Raw genomic sequence first — 20,516 nt, 5'->3', positions numbered from 1 at the left:
TGTAATGGGATTATTCAAATCACTCTTTGCGGGCATTGCAAGTGGGCACCATGGCGGAAATGGACATCATCATCACAAGGGTAGTGATTCCAGCAGATATTCCCCCTCTGCTAATGAATCCCTGACGCTACCTTGCCCATATTGCCAATACCAATGCAATAAAGACGATCGCTTTTGCGGAAAGTGTGGTGGCGAAACCAATGCCATCTGCCCCAACTGCAACAATGTGATTTCACCGGTGGCGACATTCTGCAATAGGTGCGGATTGCAGAAGCGCAAAGGTTAACTGATATTCATTGAGCTATAAGATAAAAAGGCCAGCGAGCAAGAGTCTGTTCTTTTTATTTATTCAGGGTGAGATAAGCGTAATGGGCAGGATGAGCCATCCTGCCCTTACTATCAAATAAACGACCAAATCAGCCAGGTCAGCGCAAAACCACATAATCCCATGATCGTGGTCAGCACCGTCGAGGTTTTCAAGCCATCTGCAACCGACAAGCCGAGATAGCGCGTGACCACCCAGAAGCCAGAGTCATTGACGTGCGACAAGCCCAGCGCACCGAAGCATGCTGCCAGCGCGACCAATACCAGCTGCATGTCACCCAGCCCGGCGGCAGCGGTGCTTAACAAGCCGCAGGTGGTGACGATGGCAACGGTGGCGGAACCCTGCGAGGCGCGCAGCGCTAACGAAAGAATAAATGCGGCTGGGATGAGCGGCAGATTAATGGTTTGCAGCGAACCGGCTAGCGCTTTACCGACGCCAGATTCAACCAGCACGCGGCCAAATGCACCGCCCGCGCCGGATACCAAAATTACGCCTGCCGCAGTTGAAATGGCGTTATTCGATAGGCTTTCCAGTTTGTCTTTCGTCCAGCCACGGCGAATACCCAGCAACCATGCGGCTAACGCCACAGTCACCAGCAAAGCAATGCCTGGCGAGCCGAGCAAGGTTAAGGTGTTCAGTAACACACTATCTGGGGTTAAGTATGGCGGTAGCAGCGTGCCCAAGGTAATCAGGAAAATAGGCAGAACGATCAAGCCAGAGATCACCCATGCGCCCGGCACATTTTGTTTTTCCTCGCTGGATAATGTCTTCTCGCTGCTTTCCGTTAATTGCAGCTGCTCCAGCACCTGAACTGACAACGCGTAATTTTTGCGATTAATCGCTTTGGCCGCGAAGTAGCCAACCACACCGACGGGAATAGAAAGCGCAATTCCCAGCAGCATCAACCAACCCAAATCCGCATTCAGTAGCGCAGCGGCCGCCGCTGGGCCTGGATGGGTTGGCACGGTGACATGTACCATCAACATCATGCCGGCCATCGGTAAACCGAACTTCAGCGTTGATACCCGCAGCACCTTGGTGAAACCGTAAATCAGCGGTACCACAATGATAAAGCCAACATCAAAGAACACCGGCAAGCCAAGGATGAAGGCGACCGTGGTCAATGCCGCCACCATGCGCTGTGGTCCGCACAGCTTCGCGAAGCGATTGGCCAGCGCATCCGCACCGCCTGATGCTTCAATAATCGCTCCGAGTATCGCGCCCAGAACAATAATCAGCGCGATGTTACCGAGCAAACCGCCCATGCCGCCGAGAATCACCTTCATGATCTCGCCGTTAGGAATTCCGGTGGTTATCGCCACAAACAAGCTGGAAACCAGCAGAGCAATCAAGGGATGAACTTTTGCTTTTATCACCAGAAGTAACAGCAAAATCACGCTTGCCAGCGCGATGGTTAACAACAACGTCGTAGACATCAGTAAGACCTCTAATAATTTTTTTCAGCAGGTAAAAATGGTGTTGGCGCAATGTGAAGCTAAAAACGACTCATCCCAACGGGATATGAATCTTTCATTGGGTTACTTTTTATCTATCGATGAACCCAAACCGTTTTCAAACATGTAGGTCAGTAACACTCGCAACCCTCCTTGTTAAATTACGTTAATATTTGTTTGTTAGTGTGAATCCTGACATCTTTGTTGTTAAATAAACGTGTCAGGCTTCACAAAACCCACCGTAAAGCGCTTGAAATAACAATTCTTCACATTACCTTTCATATCTCTACAAACCCGCACAGCCGCACGCTGCAACGCCTAACCCAAAGGGGTGAGTTTGGATTTGCACGATGGCGAGGGTGAAGGTTCTTAAGCATGTGAAAATATGTTAAAGCGCAGATGGGAGATGATGAGTGTTGATAGCGGAGCGCAAGAAGTGAAAAAAAAATCCCCGGCGATAATCACGCCAGGGATGGGGAAGAAGGATATGTTTTGTACTAAGCGCCCGCGCCAGATTGCGGTGCCGCGGGGATGCGTTTCCCCTTCAGCATATTTCGCAGTGCCGGTTCGGCATATTTGGTGATTAGGAAAGCGATGTAGTACAGCACGCTGGCCACCACGATAGGCATCAGCAGCATGACAACTTCACTTTTGATATAAACGTTAAGTTTAATCAGCGTGGCGATCATCAGGTTTTCGTGAATCAGATAAAATGCGTAACTGGCGAATCCAACGGCTGTCAGGAAGCGTATCGAAAGCCAGCGCTCCATCTGCTTTGAGTAGAAACTGGCGACAAAGAACAACATCACCATCAGCAACGGAATTACGGTTATCGCGCCAGCATTCTTCACGAAATAGCTCAAGTTTATCAGCATCGCCAGCACCACAATCGCGTAATGGAACAGTTTATCGCGGCCGTGCATACGTTCATAAACCAGGCAGCCGACCATAAACCAGGAATAATGAATAAAACCAAACTTAGAAATAATATCGATGAGCAGCGGATGGCCGAGCGATTTTAATACCGACGAAGCAGATAACAGCAGCATTGGCACCAGCAAAGCAGGCAAACAATATTTCCGGCCCAGGGTAAAGTAGACGGCGCCAATAATCAGATAGAAAACTGCTTCGACATACAGCGACCAGAACGATCCCGCCATCGATTTAAATTCAATGCCGGTTAATTGCGTCAGGGTTTCCGGATTGGTAAATATCAAGCCAGGCAGCAGATTCCTGACGTAAGGCGTCATCGCTGACCATTCCGGGAAGAAACCGCCCACCGCGAACAGCAGCATGCTGGCAATAAACATCGCGGGAAACAGGCGCAGCCAGCGCTTCTTCAGGAAGCTGACATAACTCTGCGATTTATCCAGCGTCATAAAAATGACAAATCCCGAGATCATGAAAAACAGTTCTACGCCGAGCCAGCCAAAGCTGAAAAGTGGGATATGTTGTGTTTGCGCGACATAAGGCAATAATTCCGGCCATCGTGCGTAAGCGTGGTAACCGATAACTAACAGGATCGCCAGGCCGCGCATACCATCAAGGTGCGTTATACGTGCGTGCATAATTCCCTCAGGAAAGATGACTGGAAGAGTAAAGTCAAATTAGCACTGACAGAGTTTTACAATCAATCAGGCTAATTCTGATTAACGCAGATTAAAATAAGAGTCTCTTTAAAAAAACAAAGCCACTCATTAATGGAGAAATAAAAAGATTCCCATCAAATATCAGTAACTAAATTAATGGAATCAGAAACCAAAACTTTCCATTACAGATTGTAATGCGGTCCCGGCCCGACAGATTCACGCACAATTAATTCACCGGTAAAGGTTTTGTCATTGCGCATTTCGCCGCCATCGAGCATAGAAATCAGGCGTTCAATGGTTTCCTGAATCATCTCGGTGACCGGCATTTTCACACTGGATAATGCTGGAATGGTAAACGGCGCCAACGGGATATCATCGAACCCAATCACCGCCACTTGAGCAGGCACCGCAATCTGCGCTGCCGCCAGCGCTTTTAACGCGCCTACCGCCATATCATCGTTGCTGGCCACCAGCGCCGTGAAATTCCTGCCCTGCTTCAGCAACTGTTCCACCGCTGTCATGCCGTTTTGCGCCTGCCATTTTCCTTCGACCACCAGCGCATCATTAATTGGAATGCCATGTTTGGTCAGCGCTGCCTGGTAGCCCGCCAAACGTTCGCGCCCGGTCGGCGAATCCAGCGAACCGGTGATAAAGGCAATATCGCGATGACCTAGCGCAATCAGCTGCTCCACCGCAGCGCTACTGCTGTGCTGCTGATCGGAGTAGATGCAGTAACTGTCGTGCTGCCGCAGACGGCGGTTAATCACCAATATCGGGTGTTTGTGCTGCGCGATGATGCTGTCCATTTCATCGGTGCTGAGAAAACGCGGATAGATGATCACGCCATCGCAACGCAAATCGAGCAGGAACTGAATGGCCGCGCGCTCCTCTTCGGCGCTGTGTTTACCATCCACCAGCAGCAGCTGACGGCCCTGCTGTTCCATCAGGCGCGCGGAGTGCTGCATCAACTCGGTGAAGTAGCTGCCGGTATACAGGGTGTTGGTGATCACCAGCCCAATCGTCTGGCTGGATTTGGTCGCCAGGTTGCGCGCCAGCAAGTTAGGGCGGAAATCGGTGGCGGCAATCGCCTGATACACCTTCTCGCGTTTTTCCTGGCTGACATAACCATTGCCAGACAACACGCGCGAAACGGTTGCTTTTGATACGCCGGCTACTTTTGCCACCTCAATTATGGTCGCCATGTTTCACTCTTTTTCCATGCTCATCGCATCAGTGTACCTAAGCGACGAAATGTACGGCAATTTTTCTGCCATCGCCTTATGAGCGCCCTTTCACTCACGCCGATCAACTTCACACTTTCAATCATTGAATTTTTAAATTTCTTGCCTGGTTTACATCACATCTTCATGATTTTGTGAAACCGGTTTCTCATGATTAAAAATCACGCAGAAAACCGCTGTACCTCTACCAAATAATCAGAGATCAAAAATCCATGGCTAAAAATTATGCGGACGTCTCGCGCGCCATCGTGGCTGCGCTCGGCGGCCTGAACAATATCGAAGCGGTGACGCACTGCATGACGCGCCTGCGTTTCGTGGTCAAAGACAGCGCGCACATTGATAACGCCGTGCTGAAAGCCATTACCGGCGTGATGGGCGTGGTGCATACCGATACGCAATGTCAGGTGATCATTGGTAACAACGTAAACCTCGCCTATCAGGAAGTCCTGAAACTCGGCACACCAGACAGCGACGGCGCGCCGCCAGTGAAACGCAAAATCACCCTGCGCAGCATCGGTGCCGGGATTCTGGATGCGCTGGTGGGCACCATGTCGCCGCTGATCCCGGCGATCATTGGTGGCTCGATGGTGAAACTGCTGGCGATGGTGCTGGAGATGAGCGGCGTGCTGGAGAAAGGCTCTTCCACACTGATCATCCTCAACGTGATCGGTGACGGCGCGTTCTTCTTCCTGCCGATTATGGTGGCCGCTTCAGCGGCGCTGAAATTCAAAACCAACATGTCGCTGGCGATTGCTATCGCGGGCGTGCTGGTGCATCCCAACTTTGTCGATTTGATGGCGAAAGCGGCGCAAGGCCAGGCGGTGGAATTTGCCTACATTCCAGTGACGGCGGTGAAATACACCTACACGGTGATTCCGGCGTTAGTGATGACGTGGATCCTGTCGCACATCGAATACTGGATCGATCGCATCACGCCGGCGGTTACCAAGAACTTCCTTAAGCCGATGCTGATTGTGCTGGTGGCTGCGCCGATCGCCATTGTGCTGATCGGTCCGCTCGGCATCTGGATCGGTAGTGGTATTTCAGCGCTGGTTTACACCATTCACGGCTATCTTGGCTGGTTGTCGGTGGCGATCATGGGCGCGCTGTGGCCGCTGCTTGTGATGACCGGCATGCATCGCGTGTTTACCCCAACCATCATTCAAACCATTGCTGAAACCGGTAAAGAAGGCATGGTGATGCCGTCAGAAATCGGCGCCAATCTGTCGCTGGGCGGTTCCTCGCTGGCGGTGGCGTTCAAAACCAAGAACCCTGAACTGCGTCAAACCGCGTTTGCCGCGGCGGCATCGGCGATTGTCGCGGGCATCTCTGAACCGGCGCTGTACGGCGTAGCGGTTAGGTTGAAACGCCCGCTGATCGCCAGCCTGATCAGTGGCTTTATTTGCGGCGCGGTGGCCGGGATTGGCGGACTCGCCAGCCATTCGATGGCCTCGCCCGGCCTGTTCACCAGCGTGCAGTTTTTCGATCCCACCAATCCGATGAGCATCGTGTGGGTCGGCGGCGTGATGGTGCTGTCGGTGGTGCTCTCCTTCATTCTTACGTTGATTCTCGGCTTTGAAGATATTCCGGTCACCGAGCCCGTGCAGGCTAAGCCGGTAACGGATGAGGCCAAACCCGGCAACGTTAATTTATCCAAGGTGTAAAAGAGGTTTTTATGTCTGAAGTGACATTTCCAGAGGGATTTTTGTGGGGCGGCGCGTTAGCTGCCAATCAGTCAGAGGGGAGCTATCTGGCGGGCGGTAAAGGCTTAACTACGGTGGATATGATCCCGCACGGCGCGCATCGCATGCCGGTAAAGCTGGGTCAGGAGAAGCGCTTCGCACTGCGCAGCGATGAATATTACCCAAGCCATGACGCCATCGATTTCTACCGTCGCTACAAAGACGATATCGCGCTGATGGCGGAAATGGGCTTCACCGTGTTCCGCACCTCGATTGCCTGGAGCCGTATTTATCCGCGGGGCGATGAATTGACGCCCAACGCAGAAGGCATCGCCTTCTATCGCAGCCTGTTTGAAGAGTGCCAGAAATATGGCATCACGCCGCTGGTGACGCTGTGCCACTTCGATGTGCCGATGCATCTGGTGACCGAATACGGTTCGTGGCGCAATCGCAAAATGATCGAATTTTTCAGCCGCTACGCGCGTACCTGCTTTGAAGAATTCAACGGTCTGGTGAAGTATTGGCTGACCTTTAACGAGATCAATATCCTACTGCACAGCCCGTTTTCCGGCGCAGGTTTGGTGTTCGAACCGGGCGAAAACCCGGAGCAAGTGAAGTATCAGGCGGCGCATCATGAGCTGGTGGCAAGCGCGCTGGTGACTAAAATCGCCCATGAAATCAACCCGGAAAACCAGGTTGGCTGCATGCTGGCGGGCGGCAACTTTTATCCGTGGTCGTGCAAGCCGGAAGACGTGTGGGCGGCGCTGGAGAAGGATCGCGAAAACCTGTTCTTTATCGATGTGCAGGCGCGCGGCGCTTATCCTTCCTATGCCGCGCGGGTGTTCCGCGAGAAAGGCGTAGAGATTGCGATGGAAGCGGAAGATGCCGCCACGCTACGTCACACCGTCGATTTCGTCTCCTTCAGCTATTACGCTTCACGCTGCGCCTCGGCAGAGATGAACGAGCAAAACAGCAGCGCCGCCAACGTGGTGAAATCGCTGACCAATCCGCATGTCAAACGCAGCGATTGGGGCTGGGGCATCGATCCGCTCGGCCTGCGCATCACCATGAACATGATGTATGACCGCTACCAAAAACCGCTGTTCCTGGTGGAAAACGGGCTCGGCGCGCACGATGAAATCAACGCCGACGGCGAGATTCACGATGATTACCGTATCAGCTATCTGAAAGAGCATATTCAGGCGATGGGCGAAGCGATTGCCGATGGTATTCCGCTGATCGGTTATACCACGTGGGGCTGCATTGATTTGGTGGCGGCATCGACTGGCGAGATGAGTAAGCGCTACGGATTTGTTTATGTCGATCGTGATGATAAAGGCAACGGCAGCCTTGAACGCATCCGCAAGAAATCGTTCTGGTGGTACAAGCAAGTGATCGCCAGCAACGGGCGGAATCTGGACGCGATTTAAATAGGTGGTCGCCATGAATGGCGACCCTACTAAGTGCGGCGCGGCGTTGCGGTTGGCCACGCTTGTTGCGGGAACAGATAGAGCCGAATACTGAACAGATGGAACAGCGGCGTTAGCACCCTTTCGTCGCGTTTCGCCAGTTGTTCCAGCTTCAGCAGCAGCAAATCCAGCTCCTCCTGCAAATCCGCATGTGGCGGCGTTTGCAGCGACTTCAGGCGGCGCTTGAGAAACAGCGCCAGCTCATGAAACATCTGACCGCTATCCAGCTGATATTGCTGCAGCAACTCCTTGTGGCGCGCGTAATAGTCAAAGCTGTTAACGCCCAGCCACACTTCCTTGAGCAACATGCCAGCCGAACGCATATCGGGATGCGGATCGAGGCGTAAACGCGGCAGCACCACGTTCACTTTATCCAGCATCAGGCTGATAAAACGTTGACGTCCCAGCAGTGACGAACCATTGCGCTCGGTCTCTTTAATAAAGCGCAGCAGCTCGCGTAGACCTTGCCGCACGGCGCGGCGCGCGGTCCATGAAGGTCGTTTGTTGCGCATGATGGCGGTGATGATTACCGCAAACATCACGCCCGCCATGGTTGCAATCGCGTTGTTGATCAGCAGCACCAGATCGGGTTTTAAATGGTGGCCAAGGCCAATAAAGCCGGGGATCTGAATCGCCACGCTCAGGCCAATCATGTTGGTGGAGGGACGCGCAATCATCAGCGCCAGCAGCATCAGGCCGGGCGCGAGGCAAATCATCAGGGCTTCAAACGAGGTGGCTTGCGGGATCAAAAGCGCCACGTAAATCACGCTGATAATGATCGCCACGATCACGCCACGCACAAACAGCTTCATCGACGTCAGCGGCGTATCCTGGCTGGCAAGCAATGAGCAGAGGATTGCCGCCATCACCGGCGCCGATGCGCCATCACGCCAACCCGTTCCCATCCACAACAAGCAGGAACCAAAGGTGGCACAGAACGCGGTTAATGCCGACAGCCGGATTAATCCTTTATCGAAAAAGCGGTGCGTGCGTTTGCCGCGCGCCAGTGTGGTGTCGCCCGAGAGATCGCTCACCAATCCGCCGACGCTTTGATAGGCACCCGCAATGCGCACGAAATCCGCCAGCCGCTCCATTAATCCGGTAAACAGCAGCCAGTTTTCGGTGGGCAATTCGCCATTTTGCCAGGCGAGATTAATTTCAGCCTGGCAATCACTCAACGTCTGTTGAATGCCGCTGGTTTCCCCTACCGCTTCACCGTCGTTGAGCCACTGCAGAAACAGCTGAAAGGTCTGCGCCACGTTTTCCGGAAAAGCGATTTGCAGTGTCGAGAGCCGCTGCAGGCGCATCTCGATAGCCGTTAACGTTGGGATCAAATAGGAAAGATGTTGATACTGCACGCTGACCAGGCGAATCAGTCGCCGCGCGGCATCACCTTCATAGACGCAATGAGTGATCAGCACTTCTACCTGCTGCGGATGGGTCGCCATGCGGATCAGAATGTCGTCACGCTCGGGCGAACTGTCGCTGGGAATACCAGAAAGCAGATCGCTGCACAGTTTGCGCGCGTTGAGATACCAGTGGCTGACGCTCTGCTCCAGCAGGCTGCGCATCGACACTGGAAACAGCAGCGCGTGCACCAGGCTGCTGCAGACGATGCCGAGCGTAATCTCTTCAATACGTGAAATCACCGTGCTGGTGATAGACAGTGGCGTGGTGACTTCCGGAAAACCCATGATCGCCGCGCTGTAACCGGCCAGCATAAACACGTAACTTTTCGGCGTGCGGTCGTGCAGCGACAGATAAAGGCAAACGCTGACCCACAGCGAAATGCAGAAACAGAACAGCAGCGGATGCTGCACGGTTGGCGGAAAAATAAAGAAAACGAACACGCCACCTAATAAGGTGCCCAGCAAGCGGAACACCGATTTGGAAATGGTTGAGGCGGAATAGAGCTGCGACGCGAGCAATACCGTGGTCACCGCCCAGGCCGGTTTATCCAGGTTCAATTCGAGTGCGAAATAGAGTGCCAGAAAGGCGGCCAGACAGGTTTTTACAGCAAAAAAAACGGCGTTTTTTGAAAACCACTGCATGACACGGTGACCAGGATGTACTGAATGTTGCGTATCCTGCCAGAATGTGAAAAAGCCTCACCTCGATAAATATGTCGAATTGTTTCGTAATCGAAAACCATGTTCATCGCGCGGTTTGTACGTGGCTGGGAAGTGTAAGTTCTGCTAATGGAAACGCACGGTAAAGATGCGCTTTTGTTGCTAATTTACTCATCATCAGCGTTTTGAGCCGCTTTAACGCACATTAGTTATCAGGTCGATAAATGTGTGCTGGATCACATTTTCGCGAAATGCGCCCTTTTTGGCCGTTTATCCATAAAATAATTTCGCGCATCGACAGGTACTAATATCACTGGGATTTTCTCAGGGTGTGCATTTATGCATGCAAGGTCGCCATGAATGGCGACCCTACGGGGGACATGTGTACTTTTTTAACCGCAGCGATGGTAATATTTGCGCGCTGAATAATGCGAAGAACTTTCGGGAACGCAGTATGTTACGTAAACATCAAATTCATCGGGAAGCCGACGTGCTGCTTTCCCTGCTCCACATTTGCAAAATCGTCATTATGGCCCTTTTTCTGCTGCTGTTTATTTCTCGCTCAGCAATCGCTGAAATAAAAGACGATAAAGCTAATCGCATTGTCAGCGGCATTATTAGTTTTACCCATTGGCCGGGATTAACCCGCGCGCCTCAGCTTTGCGTATTTTCTTCTGCACAGCATCTTTCGCTGCCACAAAATAAAGTGCCCTCAGCGGTACCGTTCAGCGTGGTTTATCTTGCCAGCGAGAGCGAACTAACGACGCAACAGTGCGATGCGGTCTATTTTGGCGATCAGACACCAGAACAACAGTTAGAACTGTTAAATCACTTCAAGGGTAAAGCGGTATTAACCCTTGCAGAGAACAATGCGGAATGTACCGTCGGGGCGGCTTTCTGCCTGATTTTTAAATCAGATCACACGCTGTTCTCAGTCAACCTTGATTCGCTTGCCAGGAGTGGCGTCAAGGTGAGTCCGGACGTGCTGTTGCTGTCCCGCAATGGAAGCAAATAAGATGAAATTAGAAAATTCAATCAACGATAAATCATCGATTCGCAACAAGTTACGCAAGATCAGCACCATTAATTCGGCGGTTATTTTATTGCTGTGCTGGCTGTTGCTCTCGTCAACTTCCCTGCTGTTTATTAAAAGCTATGAGAAAAGAAACCTCGAATTAATTGCCGCCACGCTCAGTACCACGCTGACCGCCGCCACGGTTTTTGAAGACAGCTACGACGCGCATAATAAAATCGCGCGTCTCGGCAATGAAGGTATGTTTGATTCGGCGAAATTAGTGACTGACGATCAAACCGTTTTAGTGGACTGGCATGATCAACAGGAACAAACCGGCTGGTATCCGCGTTTATTACGTGAGTGGATTTATCTCAAACCGTTTAGCGTTAATATTATCCACTCTGAAACCAATGTCGGTACGCTGACGCTGGAAGGTACGGTGACCGGCGCGGCTGATTTCATTCGTTATTCGCTGATGATTCTGACCAGCGGCATGCTATGTGTATTAATCATTTCATTCCTGCTGAGTGAGTTTCTCCATCGCGGCATTCTCGCCTCGCTGCGCAACATCACCAGCTCGATTCACTATGTGATCCATTCCGGTGATTTTTCCTTACGTATTCCGGAGAGTCCAACGCGCGAGTTTCAGCTGTTTTCAAATGACCTCAACTCGTTGCTGACCGAGATGCAGACGCTGCAGGCTTCTCTGATGCGCGATAACCGCACGCTGGCGGCTAAAGCGCTGGAAGATCCTTTAACCGGCCTCGCCAATCGCGCCGCCTTTGTGGCGCGCTTAACACAGTTGCTCGATCAGCAATTGGCGAAAGAGCGCTTCGTTTTGCTGTTTCTCGATGGCGATCGCTTTAAAAGCATCAACGATAATTGGGGCCATGCGGCCGGTGATGAGGTGCTGAAAGCCATTGGTTCACGGCTTTCGACATTGGCTTATAAGCAGGATCTGGTCGCCCGATTAGGCGGCGATGAGTTTGCCATGCTGATAAGCAGCCGCGCCAGCGACGCACAACTGCAGTTGTTGATGCAGGATATTAGCGAATCGATCAGCCAGAAAATCATTATTGCGGAAGGCACACCGATTTCTACTTCGGTGACCATTGGTTACGCCTGGTCGCAGCACGGTGATACCGTTGAGTCGATTCTGGAACGCGCAGATATGAACATGTACAAAAACAAGGGAATGAGTAAGGTGCGGATATGAAGATGAAAATTTTCCTGATGGTGTGTGTGTTAGCGCTGGTCGGTTGCCAGACAAAGGGACGTTTCAGTGACGAACAGATTGCGGCAATGCGCAATGCCGGATTCAGCCAAAATACTGAAGGCTGGGGATTAGGCTTGTCGGACAAAATCCTGTTTGGCGTCAATGAAGCGCAACTCACTCCCGCCAGCAAAGAGAATATTCAGTCGATGGCGAAAAATCTGGCGGCGACCGGTATTAACCATGTGCGTATCGATGGTCATACCGATAATTACGGCAAAGCGGATTACAACCAGCAACTCTCATTGAAAAGAGCCAACGCCGTCGCAACACAATGGGCAACAGGCGCCGCGATTCCGCGCGAAAATATTATTACGCGCGGATTAGGCATGAGCGCACCGATTGCCAGCAATAACAACGCGCAGGACCGCGCACAAAATCGCCGCGTGGCGATTGTGATTACGGCGCCGTGATAATCTGGCGCGCAATCGCATAATCATAAAGGCGGTCGCGCGCTAAATTCTTCATCTTCACTTCGCACATAATATCGAAGGCGTTAAACGACAGCGCCCAATCATTTAAGCTTTGATTAAAGTAATAATCGGCATGGGCGCGAAGTTTGCTTTTCGATACCGCCAAATCCTGCTGGTCCGGAAAACCGTAATCGGGAATCAGACCTTCCTGCGCAATTGAATAGTGCAAAACTGGCCTTACTCCGCGCCACGATTCTTTGATTAGCGCGATGCGCGTATCGTCTGCCTGAATATAGTGATTCTCTTTCACCCAATGATGGTGAATATCCAACACCACCGGACACAGCTCACGCGCCTGCAACACATCGTCCAGTGAACAGGATATTTCATCATTCTCCACCGTTAGCATATTGCGCGCTTCAGGACTCAGCCGCAGAAATGCAGCGCGAAATCCCTCGAAACCCTTTTTACCGTTCATATGGATATTGATTTTGAAATCCTGAAACTGGCGGCCATAACCCATTAATACCGCGCAGGTGGTGTGATACTCCACGTCTTCAATTGCACGATCGACCACACCATCGTTATCGGATGCCAGCACCGTATATTGGCCGGGATGGAATGACAGGCGGATATTATTGGCACGCGCCAGCTCGCCACAACGACGAAATAACGGCGTGAGATCGGGCAATAATTCGCCGTATAGCTGCATGGCTTCCGGCACCGTATAGAGTGGCAACAGATCGCTGCCGATGCGCATCATGCGCAGCGCGTTCGGCTGAGTGGCAAGCTGTTCGAGCGTCAGAAGGAGATTGTGCAGATTGTTTTGCGCCAGCTGGTTCAGCAGTGTGATACGTGAATCATCGTCAAGGCCGAGAAAGCGCGTGCGGGTGGTGCTTTTGAAGGGATACGGCTGTTTAGCCTGTTGATCCAGATACTTACAAGCAAAGCCTAATTTCATTTCATCCCCCATTTAATCAGCCTGATAGTGTAGCTGTGATTGGAGAATGTGCACGGGCCAAAGCCAGGAATGAAGCATTTACGAGCGATATGAGAAGGTCGCCATGAATGGCGACCCTACGGTGAGATAAGTGGTTTTGTAGGGTCACCATTTATGGCGACCGCAAGGTGACATGAGCAGTATTTTGTAGGGTCGCCATTTATGGCGACCTGGATAAATCACACGTCCGGGAACGTCATATTGCTGCCCGGTGCTTCGCGATGCAGATGGATAAAGTTCAGGTGACGTTCGTACTGATCGAGTATATCGATAATCACCTGCTCTTTGTTGTAGTCCATCAAATCGTTGCCCTGGCTGCCTTCCAGCAGGAAGGTTTCCAGACGGTAATAGGTCGACTTACCGCTGCGTGCACGATAGGTAAAGCCCGGAACCGAATACTGCTGCGGCCAGATTTGATACACGAAATCCTGCTCTTCGCCCAGCAATACACGCAGATCAAGGTGCCCCAGCGGCTGCCCCTCTTCTGGCTCGGCACGCTCCAGCGAGATACGTCCACCGCGCAGTTCCAGCTCTTTCGCCACATCCTGCATCGCCGGGAACAGCACTTCTTCCATCATCTTCTGCGTGTAGCGCGTGCCCGGATAGTTCATCAGACGCGACAGGCGTTTTTTCCAGCTCAGGCGATCGTTACTGGCCGGAATGTACGGCGCAGTGTCGCGGCTGGCGCTGGCACGGCGATGATCTTCCACCTTTAGCGATTTATACAGTCCGGCCATCACAAAGAAGATCACAAAGCTAAACGGTAAGCCCATGATCACCGTGGCATTCTGCAGCGCAGAAATACCGTTGGTCATCAGCATACCCATCGTCAGCACACCAATCGCAATCGACCAGAAGATACGCAGCCAGTTTGGTGCATCGCTGTTGATGTCTTTGAGCTTCGAGGTGAAGTTACCCAGCACCAGCGAACCGGAATCCGCCGACGTCACGTAGAACAGCATGCCGGTGATGGTGGCCACCGAAGCACTGAACTTAAACGCCGGATACTGAGCCAGCAGGCTGTAGAAGCCGCGTTCAGCATGCGCCATCACTTCCTGGGCAAAACCGGCATCGCCATGAATGATTTCATACAGCGCCGCGTTACCAAACACCGACAGCCACAGCAACGTAAAGGTGAACGGGATAATCAGCGTACCCAACACGAACTCACGAATGGTACGCCCGCGCGAGATACGTGCAAGGAACAAGCCGACGAATGGCGACCAGGCAACCCACCACGCCCAGAAGAACAGCGTCCAGCTATTCATCCACTCGCGTGGCTGATCGAAGGCAAAGGTGTTCAGCGTCATACCCATAAAGCGATTGACGTAGTCACCGACGTTCAGCACCAGCGCGTTGAGCAGGAAATCGGTTTTGCCCATAAACAGCACGAACAGAATCAAGCCCAGCGCCAGCGCGACATTCAATTCAGAAAGAATACGGATGCCTTTATCCACGCCGGAGGTCACTGAGATGGTGGCGATGATCACCGACAGCACAATCAGCGCGGCCTGGGCCGTGAAGCCTTCCGGCACATCGAACAGCACGTTGAGGCCGTAGTTAAGCTGCACCACACCAATCCCTAAGGTGGTGGCGATACCAAAGATGGTGCCGATCACCGCAGCGATATCCACCGTGTGACCAATCGGGCCATTAATGCGTTTGCCGAAAATGGGATAGAGCGCTGAACGGATAGTGAGCGGCAGGTTGTAGCGATAGCTGAAGTAGCCGAGCGCGATGCCCATCAATGCGTACATCGACCAGCCGGTGACGCCGTAGTGGAACAGCGTCCACACCATCGCCTGACGCGCGGCTTCCATGGTCTGCCCTGCACCTTCTGGCGGCTGCATATATTGCGTTACCGGTTCGGCAACCGAGAAGAACATCAGGTCAATACCGATACCGGCGGCAAACAGCATCGCCGACCAGCTCAGCAAACTGAACTCGGGTTTAGATTGCTCCGGCCCAAGCTTGATCGCGCCGTAGCGAGAACACGCCATATAGATGACGAACACGATGTACAGCGTGGCAGCGAGCATGTAGTACCAGCCAAACGTGGAAGTGACCCAATTAACGGCGGTCAGAAGCCAGCTGGCAGCGAGTTCGCTGTAAAAAATCGTGACAAGTGAAAATGTCAGAATCAGTCCGGCTGAGGTGTAAAACACCACAGGATTGATTCTGTCTTTTTCACTGGCAGGTGGATTAATCATCGATTACCTCTGGTTAATTTCCTGTAGTACGTGCCAAAAAAGCTCAATCAGGTCGCCATTAATGGTGACCCGACGAGGGAAAGTGCGGTTTTCGTGGGGTGCGCGTGAGTGCGCACCTGCTGAGATCCCTTCAACTCACCGCTTCGTTTTTGTAACAATCCAAGCACAGCATCCTAACAAATTTCTTTTTTATATTGAACGTGCAATCAAAAAAAGTTTTAATAGTGTCCTTACATTGCGGTGGAGCTGGAGTGTTATGCCAAAGGTGGGAATGCAGCCGATACGTCGTCGGCAACTGATTGATGCGACCCTGAGCACCATTAACGAAGTCGGGATCAACGACGCCACCATTGCGCAGATTGCGCGACGTGCTGGTGTATCGACAGGCATCATCAGCCACTACTTCAAAGACAAGAACGGTCTGCTGGAAGCCACGATGCGTGACGTAACCCGTCAGCTGCGTGATGCGGTAGCAGCAAGGTTAAAACCGCTGGCCGACGCCAGCACCGAAGCGCGCCTGCTGGCGATTGTGGAAGGCAACTTTGATGATTCGCAGGTGCACAGCGCCGCGATGAAAGCCTGGCTGGATTTCTGGGCCAGCAGCATGCATCAGCCACAGTTGGGCCGCTTAGAGCGCGTAAGCAGCCGTCGTCTGTTTTCCACGCTGGCAGCCGAATTTCGTCGCGTTATTCCGCGCGAAAAGGCGCGCCTGGCGGCACATGGCCTCGCCTCGCTGATTGATGGCCTGTGGCTGCGCGCGGCGCTCAGTGGCAAACCGTTCGATTTGGCTATCGCCAGACAGCTCACCACCCAATTCATTCGTCAGCAATTGGCTGACCAGAATCACTGAGGAAGGAGAAATCATGTCCCGATTCACCGAGCAACACCTTTATATTGATGGCGCATTGGTTCCCGCTGCGGCGGGCAACACATTCCAGACCATCAATCCGGCAAACGGCGAAGTGCTGGCCGACGTGCATGAAGCCGATCGCAAAGACGTTGATCGCGCCGTTGCTGCAGCGAAGAAAGGCCAGAAAGTCTGGGCGGCGATGACCGCCATGGAACGTTCACGCATTCTGCGTCGTGCGGTCGATATTCTGCGTGAGCGCAATGATGAATTGGCCGCGCTGGAAACCCTCGACACCGGCAAACCGCTGAGCGAAACCCAATACGTGGATATCGTGACCGGTGCCGACGTGCTGGAGTACTACGCGGGCTTGATTCCTTCTCTGGAAGGCCAGCAAATCCCGCTGCGCGATACCTCTTTCGTGTATACCCGCCGTGAACCGCTCGGCGTGGTGGCCGGTATCGGCGCGTGGAACTATCCGATTCAGATCGCCTTGTGGAAATCCGCACCTGCGCTGGCCGCCGGTAACGCGATGATCTTCAAACCGAGTGAAGTCACGCCGCTCACCGCGCTGAAACTGGCAGAAATTTACACCGAAGCGGGCGTGCCGAATGGTGTGTTCAACGTGTTGAACGGTCGCGGCGCGGTTACCGGCCAGCTGCTCACCGATCATCCGGGCATCGATAAAGTCTCCTTCACCGGCGGTGTTGCCAGCGGCAAGAAAGTCATGGCCAATGCCGCCGGTTCCACGCTGAAAGACGTCACCATGGAGTTAGGCGGTAAATCCCCGCTGATCATCTTTGATGACGCCGACCTCGACCTCGCCGCTGACATCGCCATGATGGCCAACTTCTACAGCTCGGGCCAGGTTTGCACCAACGGCACGCGCGTGTTTATCCCGGCTACGTTGCAAGCGGCGTTTGAAGCGAAAATCGCCGAGCGCGTGGCGCGAATTAAGGCGGGCGATCTCAACCATCCTGATACCAACTTCGGTCCGCTGGTCAGCTTCGCACATCGCGACAACGTGATGCGCTTCATCGAATCCGGCATCAGCGAAGGGGCGCGTCTGCTGTGCGGCGGTAAACGCCTGAGTGGCGCAGCTTTCGATAACGGCGCATGGGTAGAGCCGACTGTATTCACCGACTGCCGTGATGAGATGACCATTGTGCGCGAAGAGATCTTCGGGCCGGTGATGTCGATTTTGACTTATGAAAGTGAAGAAGAAGTGGTTCGCCGCGCCAACGCCACCGAATTTGGCCTGGCGGCTGGTGTAGTAACCCAGGATCTCAACCGCGCGCACCGCGTGATTCACCAGATTGAAGCAGGTATCTGCTGGATCAATACCTGGGGCGAATCTGACGCCGCGATGCCTGTCGGCGGTTACAAACATTCGGGTGTCGGCCGCGAAAATGGCCTGATGACGCTGCAAAACTACACGCAGGTGAAATCTGTGCAGCTCGAAATGACCCGTTTTCAGTCCGTATTTTAATTTTGGCTTTTAACCTGAGGAACGACTAATGGAATTTGATTACATCATTATCGGAGCCGGATCCGCAGGGAACGTTTTGGCAACAAGACTGACCGAAGATAGCAGCGTCAATGTGCTGCTTTTAGAAGCGGGCGGCCCAGATTACCGCTTCGACTTCCGCACGCAGATGCCTGCGGCGCTGGCTTTCCCACTGCAGGGAAAACGCTACAACTGGGCGTACGAAACCGAACCTGAGCCGTACATGAACAATCGCCGCATGGAGTGCGGACGCGGTAAAGGTTTGGGCGGATCGTCGCTGATCAACGGCATGTGCTACATCCGTGGTAACGCGATGGATCTCGATAACTGGGCCAATGAACCTGGTCTGGAAAACTGGAGCTACCTGAACTGCCTGCCCTACTATCGTAAATCTGAAACGCGCGATATCGGTGCCAATGATTATCACGGCGGCGAAGGTCCGGTGAGCATCACCACCTGTAAACCAGGTAACAATCCGCTGTTCGCCGCGATGATTGAAGCTGGCGTGCAGGCGGGTTATCCGCGCACTGACGATCTCAACGGTTATCAGCAGGAAGGCTTCGGGCCAATGGATCGCTTTGTGACGCCGAAAGGTCGCCGCTCCAGCACCGCGCGCGGCTATCTCGATACCGCGAAAACGCGTCCGAACCTGAAAATCGTCACCCATGCGACCACTGACCGCATTCTGTTTGAAGGCAAACGCGCGGTCGGCGTGCAGTATTTGTTGGGTTCCAGCAACACCTCGCATCAGGCGCATGCGCGCCGTGAAGTGCTGCTGTGCGCCGGGGCCATTGCTTCGCCGCAGATTCTGCAGCGCTCCGGTGTCGGTGCCGCTGAACTGCTAAAACAGTTCGATATCCCGCTGGTGCATGATTTGCCGGGCGTGGGCGAGAACTTGCAGGATCACCTCGAAATGTACCTGCAATATGAGTGCAAAGAGCCGGTTTCGCTCTATCCTGCATTGAAGTGGTGGAACCAACCGAAAATCGGTGCGGAGTGGCTGTTTAACGGCACCGGCGTTGGCGCCAGCAACCACTTTGAAGGCGGCGGCTTTATTCGCAGCCGTGAAGAGTTCAGCTGGCCGAATATTCAGTATCACTTCCTGCCGGTAGCGATTAACTATAACGGCTCGAATGCGGTGGAAGCGCACGGTTTCCAGTGTCACGTTGGTTCAATGCGCTCACCGAGCCGCGGCCATGTGCGTCTGAAATCACGCGATCCACGCCGCCATCCGGCGATTCTGTTCAACTACATGTCACACGAACAGGATTGGCAGGAATTCCGCGATGCGATTCGTATCACGCGCCAGATCATCAACCAGCCGGCGCTGGATAAATATCGCGGCAAAGAGATCAGCCCAGGCCTGGATTGCCAGACCGATGAGCAGTTGGATGAGTTTGTGCGCAATCACGGCGAAACGGCTTATCACCCGTGCGGCACCTGTAAAATGGGTACTGACGAGATGTCCGTGGTTGATGGTGAAGGCCGCGTTCACGGCGTTGAAGCGCTGCGCGTGGTGGATGCCTCAATCATGCCGTTGATCATCACCGGTAACCTCAATGCCACTACCATCATGATCGGCGAGAAAATCGCAGACAACATTCGTGGCCGCCAGCCGCTGCCGCGCAGCGAAGCGGATTACTTTGTTGCCGGTGATAAACCGGTGCGCGCTGAACCGATGCGTGGGTGAGATTGATTTAAGGGCGACGTTGGTCACGGTGCCTATCTGTTAAGCATAAAACGGTCGCCATTAATGGCGACCCTACAAATGTTTGGCGAGGGTTTCGTAGGGTGCGCATTCATGCGCACCTGCATACAGATGCAGCTTATTCCTTAGGTATTAATAAATTGCGCAGCTACGTCAATGGGTTTAACTCCTCAGGTTACATGTTTGACCGCGTCTAATTGACCCTAAAATTTCGATTGTCACCACAGTTCAAATCGTCTCTTATCAAATACATCTTCTCTCTCGCTCAGGAAATCTAATTCTTCCTTTCCCTCATGCACAAAGCTCTTCCAGCTCGGCTTTACCGGACGCAGCAATAATGTATCCCCTTCACGAGTGATTTCGAGTTCGTTGATACCATCCAAATCCATGTCATGCGGCAGACAGATAGCGCGTTCATTGCCATATTTAAATATTGAGACAACACGCATAATTTTGTCCTCTTAAAAATTTCAACCTTTTATACGTGCATGATTTGTATGTAACTATCTATTAGTAATGATTTATTGATATAGATTCCAGGTAATCCCATTTTCATTGTTAGAACGATAACCGCACTGTTGCCAAACCAAGCAATTAAAGTTAGCAATTTAAGTATGTTGTAACTACAAACCTTAATTCTCGCCTCGTCGCATTTGGTAATACAAAGCAACGCCCTCTTCATCTTCTCTACTGATTTATCTGCTTCAATAAGCC

General features: G+C 52.7%; 16 protein-coding genes. 9 read left to right on the top strand and 7 right to left on the bottom strand.

Translation table 11 applies throughout. From position 1 onward, the window contains the following. The first annotated feature begins 4 nt into the window (after positions 1-4). Positions 5-286, top strand: coding sequence for a zinc ribbon domain-containing protein (locus FHW71_RS24175; protein WP_179453001.1), 282 nt, complete (start codon positions 5-7; stop codon positions 284-286). Between the two features lie 113 nt (positions 287-399). Here FHW71_RS24175 and FHW71_RS21500 read toward each other — a convergent pair whose 3' ends face one another. The 3 genes from FHW71_RS21500 to FHW71_RS21490 form a co-directional block, all read right to left on the bottom strand. Beyond that, on the bottom strand, positions 400-1,761 hold the full coding sequence (locus FHW71_RS21500) for a GntP family transporter (protein ID WP_179453000.1): 1,362 nt from the start codon (positions 1,759-1,761) through the stop codon (positions 400-402). Between the two features lie 515 nt (positions 1,762-2,276). Beyond that, a complete protein-coding gene (locus tag FHW71_RS21495; RefSeq protein WP_179452999.1) occupies positions 2,277-3,347 on the bottom strand; it encodes an acyltransferase in 1,071 nt (356 codons plus the stop codon). A gap of 203 nt (positions 3,348-3,550) precedes the next feature. Beyond that, a complete protein-coding gene (locus FHW71_RS21490; RefSeq protein ID WP_179452998.1) occupies positions 3,551-4,570 on the bottom strand; it encodes a LacI family DNA-binding transcriptional regulator in 1,020 nt (339 codons plus the stop codon). A gap of 251 nt (positions 4,571-4,821) precedes the next feature. On the opposite strand from FHW71_RS21490, the gene ascF reads away from it, so the two are divergent. Next, on the top strand, positions 4,822-6,273 hold the full coding sequence (gene ascF, locus FHW71_RS21485) for a PTS cellobiose/arbutin/salicin transporter subunit IIBC (protein ID WP_179452997.1): 1,452 nt from the start codon (positions 4,822-4,824) through the stop codon (positions 6,271-6,273). Between the two features lie 11 nt (positions 6,274-6,284). Next, positions 6,285-7,721, top strand: coding sequence for a 6-phospho-beta-glucosidase (locus tag FHW71_RS21480; protein WP_179452996.1), 1,437 nt, complete (start codon positions 6,285-6,287; stop codon positions 7,719-7,721). Between the two features lie 29 nt (positions 7,722-7,750). Here the strand turns inward: FHW71_RS21480 and FHW71_RS21475 are convergent, their stop codons facing one another. Continuing rightward, complete coding sequence (locus FHW71_RS21475) at positions 7,751-9,811, bottom strand: FUSC family protein (protein WP_179452995.1); 2,061 nt, start codon at positions 9,809-9,811, stop codon at positions 7,751-7,753. A 472-nt stretch (positions 9,812-10,283) separates the two neighbouring features. On the opposite strand from FHW71_RS21475, the gene FHW71_RS21470 reads away from it, so the two are divergent. Genes FHW71_RS21470 through FHW71_RS21460 form a run of 3 tightly spaced genes read left to right on the top strand, consistent with a single transcriptional unit; the run spans position 10,284 to position 12,530 of the window. Continuing rightward, positions 10,284-10,844 carry a YfiR family protein gene (locus tag FHW71_RS21470; RefSeq protein ID WP_179452994.1) on the top strand — a complete coding sequence of 187 codons (561 nt, stop codon included), beginning with the start codon at positions 10,284-10,286 and terminating at the stop codon, positions 10,842-10,844. 1 nt (position 10,845) lies between these two features. Beyond that, a complete protein-coding gene (locus FHW71_RS21465; protein ID WP_008106879.1) occupies positions 10,846-12,060 on the top strand; it encodes a diguanylate cyclase in 1,215 nt (404 codons plus the stop codon). Continuing rightward, on the top strand, positions 12,057-12,530 hold the full coding sequence (locus tag FHW71_RS21460) for an OmpA family protein (protein WP_179452993.1): 474 nt from the start codon (positions 12,057-12,059) through the stop codon (positions 12,528-12,530). Before FHW71_RS21465 ends, FHW71_RS21460 begins: the two co-directional genes overlap by 4 nt. Here the strand turns inward: FHW71_RS21460 and uvsE are convergent. After that, the gene (gene uvsE / locus FHW71_RS21455) at positions 12,517-13,491 is read right to left on the bottom strand and encodes a UV DNA damage repair endonuclease UvsE (protein WP_179452992.1); all 975 of its coding nucleotides are present in this window, start codon (positions 13,489-13,491) and stop codon (positions 12,517-12,519) included. The two genes, FHW71_RS21460 and uvsE, sit on opposite strands and share 14 nt — an antisense overlap. Positions 13,492-13,709: 218 nt before the next feature. Continuing rightward, entirely contained in the window at positions 13,710-15,740 is a 2,031-nt protein-coding gene (locus FHW71_RS21450) for a choline transporter (RefSeq protein WP_008106887.1), read from the bottom strand. 256 nt (positions 15,741-15,996) lie between these two features. Between FHW71_RS21450 and betI the strand changes: the two genes are divergently transcribed. The 3 genes from betI to betA are packed head-to-tail and all read left to right on the top strand — an operon-like array spanning position 15,997 to position 19,784. Further along, the gene (betI, locus tag FHW71_RS21445; RefSeq protein ID WP_008106889.1) at positions 15,997-16,590 is read left to right on the top strand and encodes a transcriptional regulator BetI; all 594 of its coding nucleotides are present in this window, start codon (positions 15,997-15,999) and stop codon (positions 16,588-16,590) included. Positions 16,591-16,603: 13 nt separating this feature from the next. Then, positions 16,604-18,076 (top strand): betaine-aldehyde dehydrogenase, encoded by a 1,473-nt coding sequence (gene betB / locus FHW71_RS21440; RefSeq protein WP_179452991.1) that lies wholly within the window; start codon positions 16,604-16,606, stop codon positions 18,074-18,076. Between the two features lie 28 nt (positions 18,077-18,104). Then, on the top strand, positions 18,105-19,784 hold the full coding sequence (gene betA / locus FHW71_RS21435; RefSeq protein ID WP_008106893.1) for a choline dehydrogenase: 1,680 nt from the start codon (positions 18,105-18,107) through the stop codon (positions 19,782-19,784). 236 nt (positions 19,785-20,020) lie between these two features. Here betA and vapB read toward each other — a convergent pair whose 3' ends face one another. Beyond that, a complete protein-coding gene (vapB, locus tag FHW71_RS21430) occupies positions 20,021-20,251 on the bottom strand; it encodes a type II toxin-antitoxin system VapB family antitoxin (RefSeq protein WP_179452990.1) in 231 nt (76 codons plus the stop codon). Between the last annotated feature and the right edge of the window lie 265 nt (positions 20,252-20,516).

Source organism: Enterobacter sp. Sphag1F (assembly GCF_014193275.1).
Lineage (GTDB): Bacteria > Pseudomonadota > Gammaproteobacteria > Enterobacterales > Enterobacteriaceae > Pantoea > Pantoea symbiotica.
The sequence above is the reverse complement of the archived record's forward strand: the minus strand, read 5'-3'. Positions and strand labels throughout refer to the sequence as shown.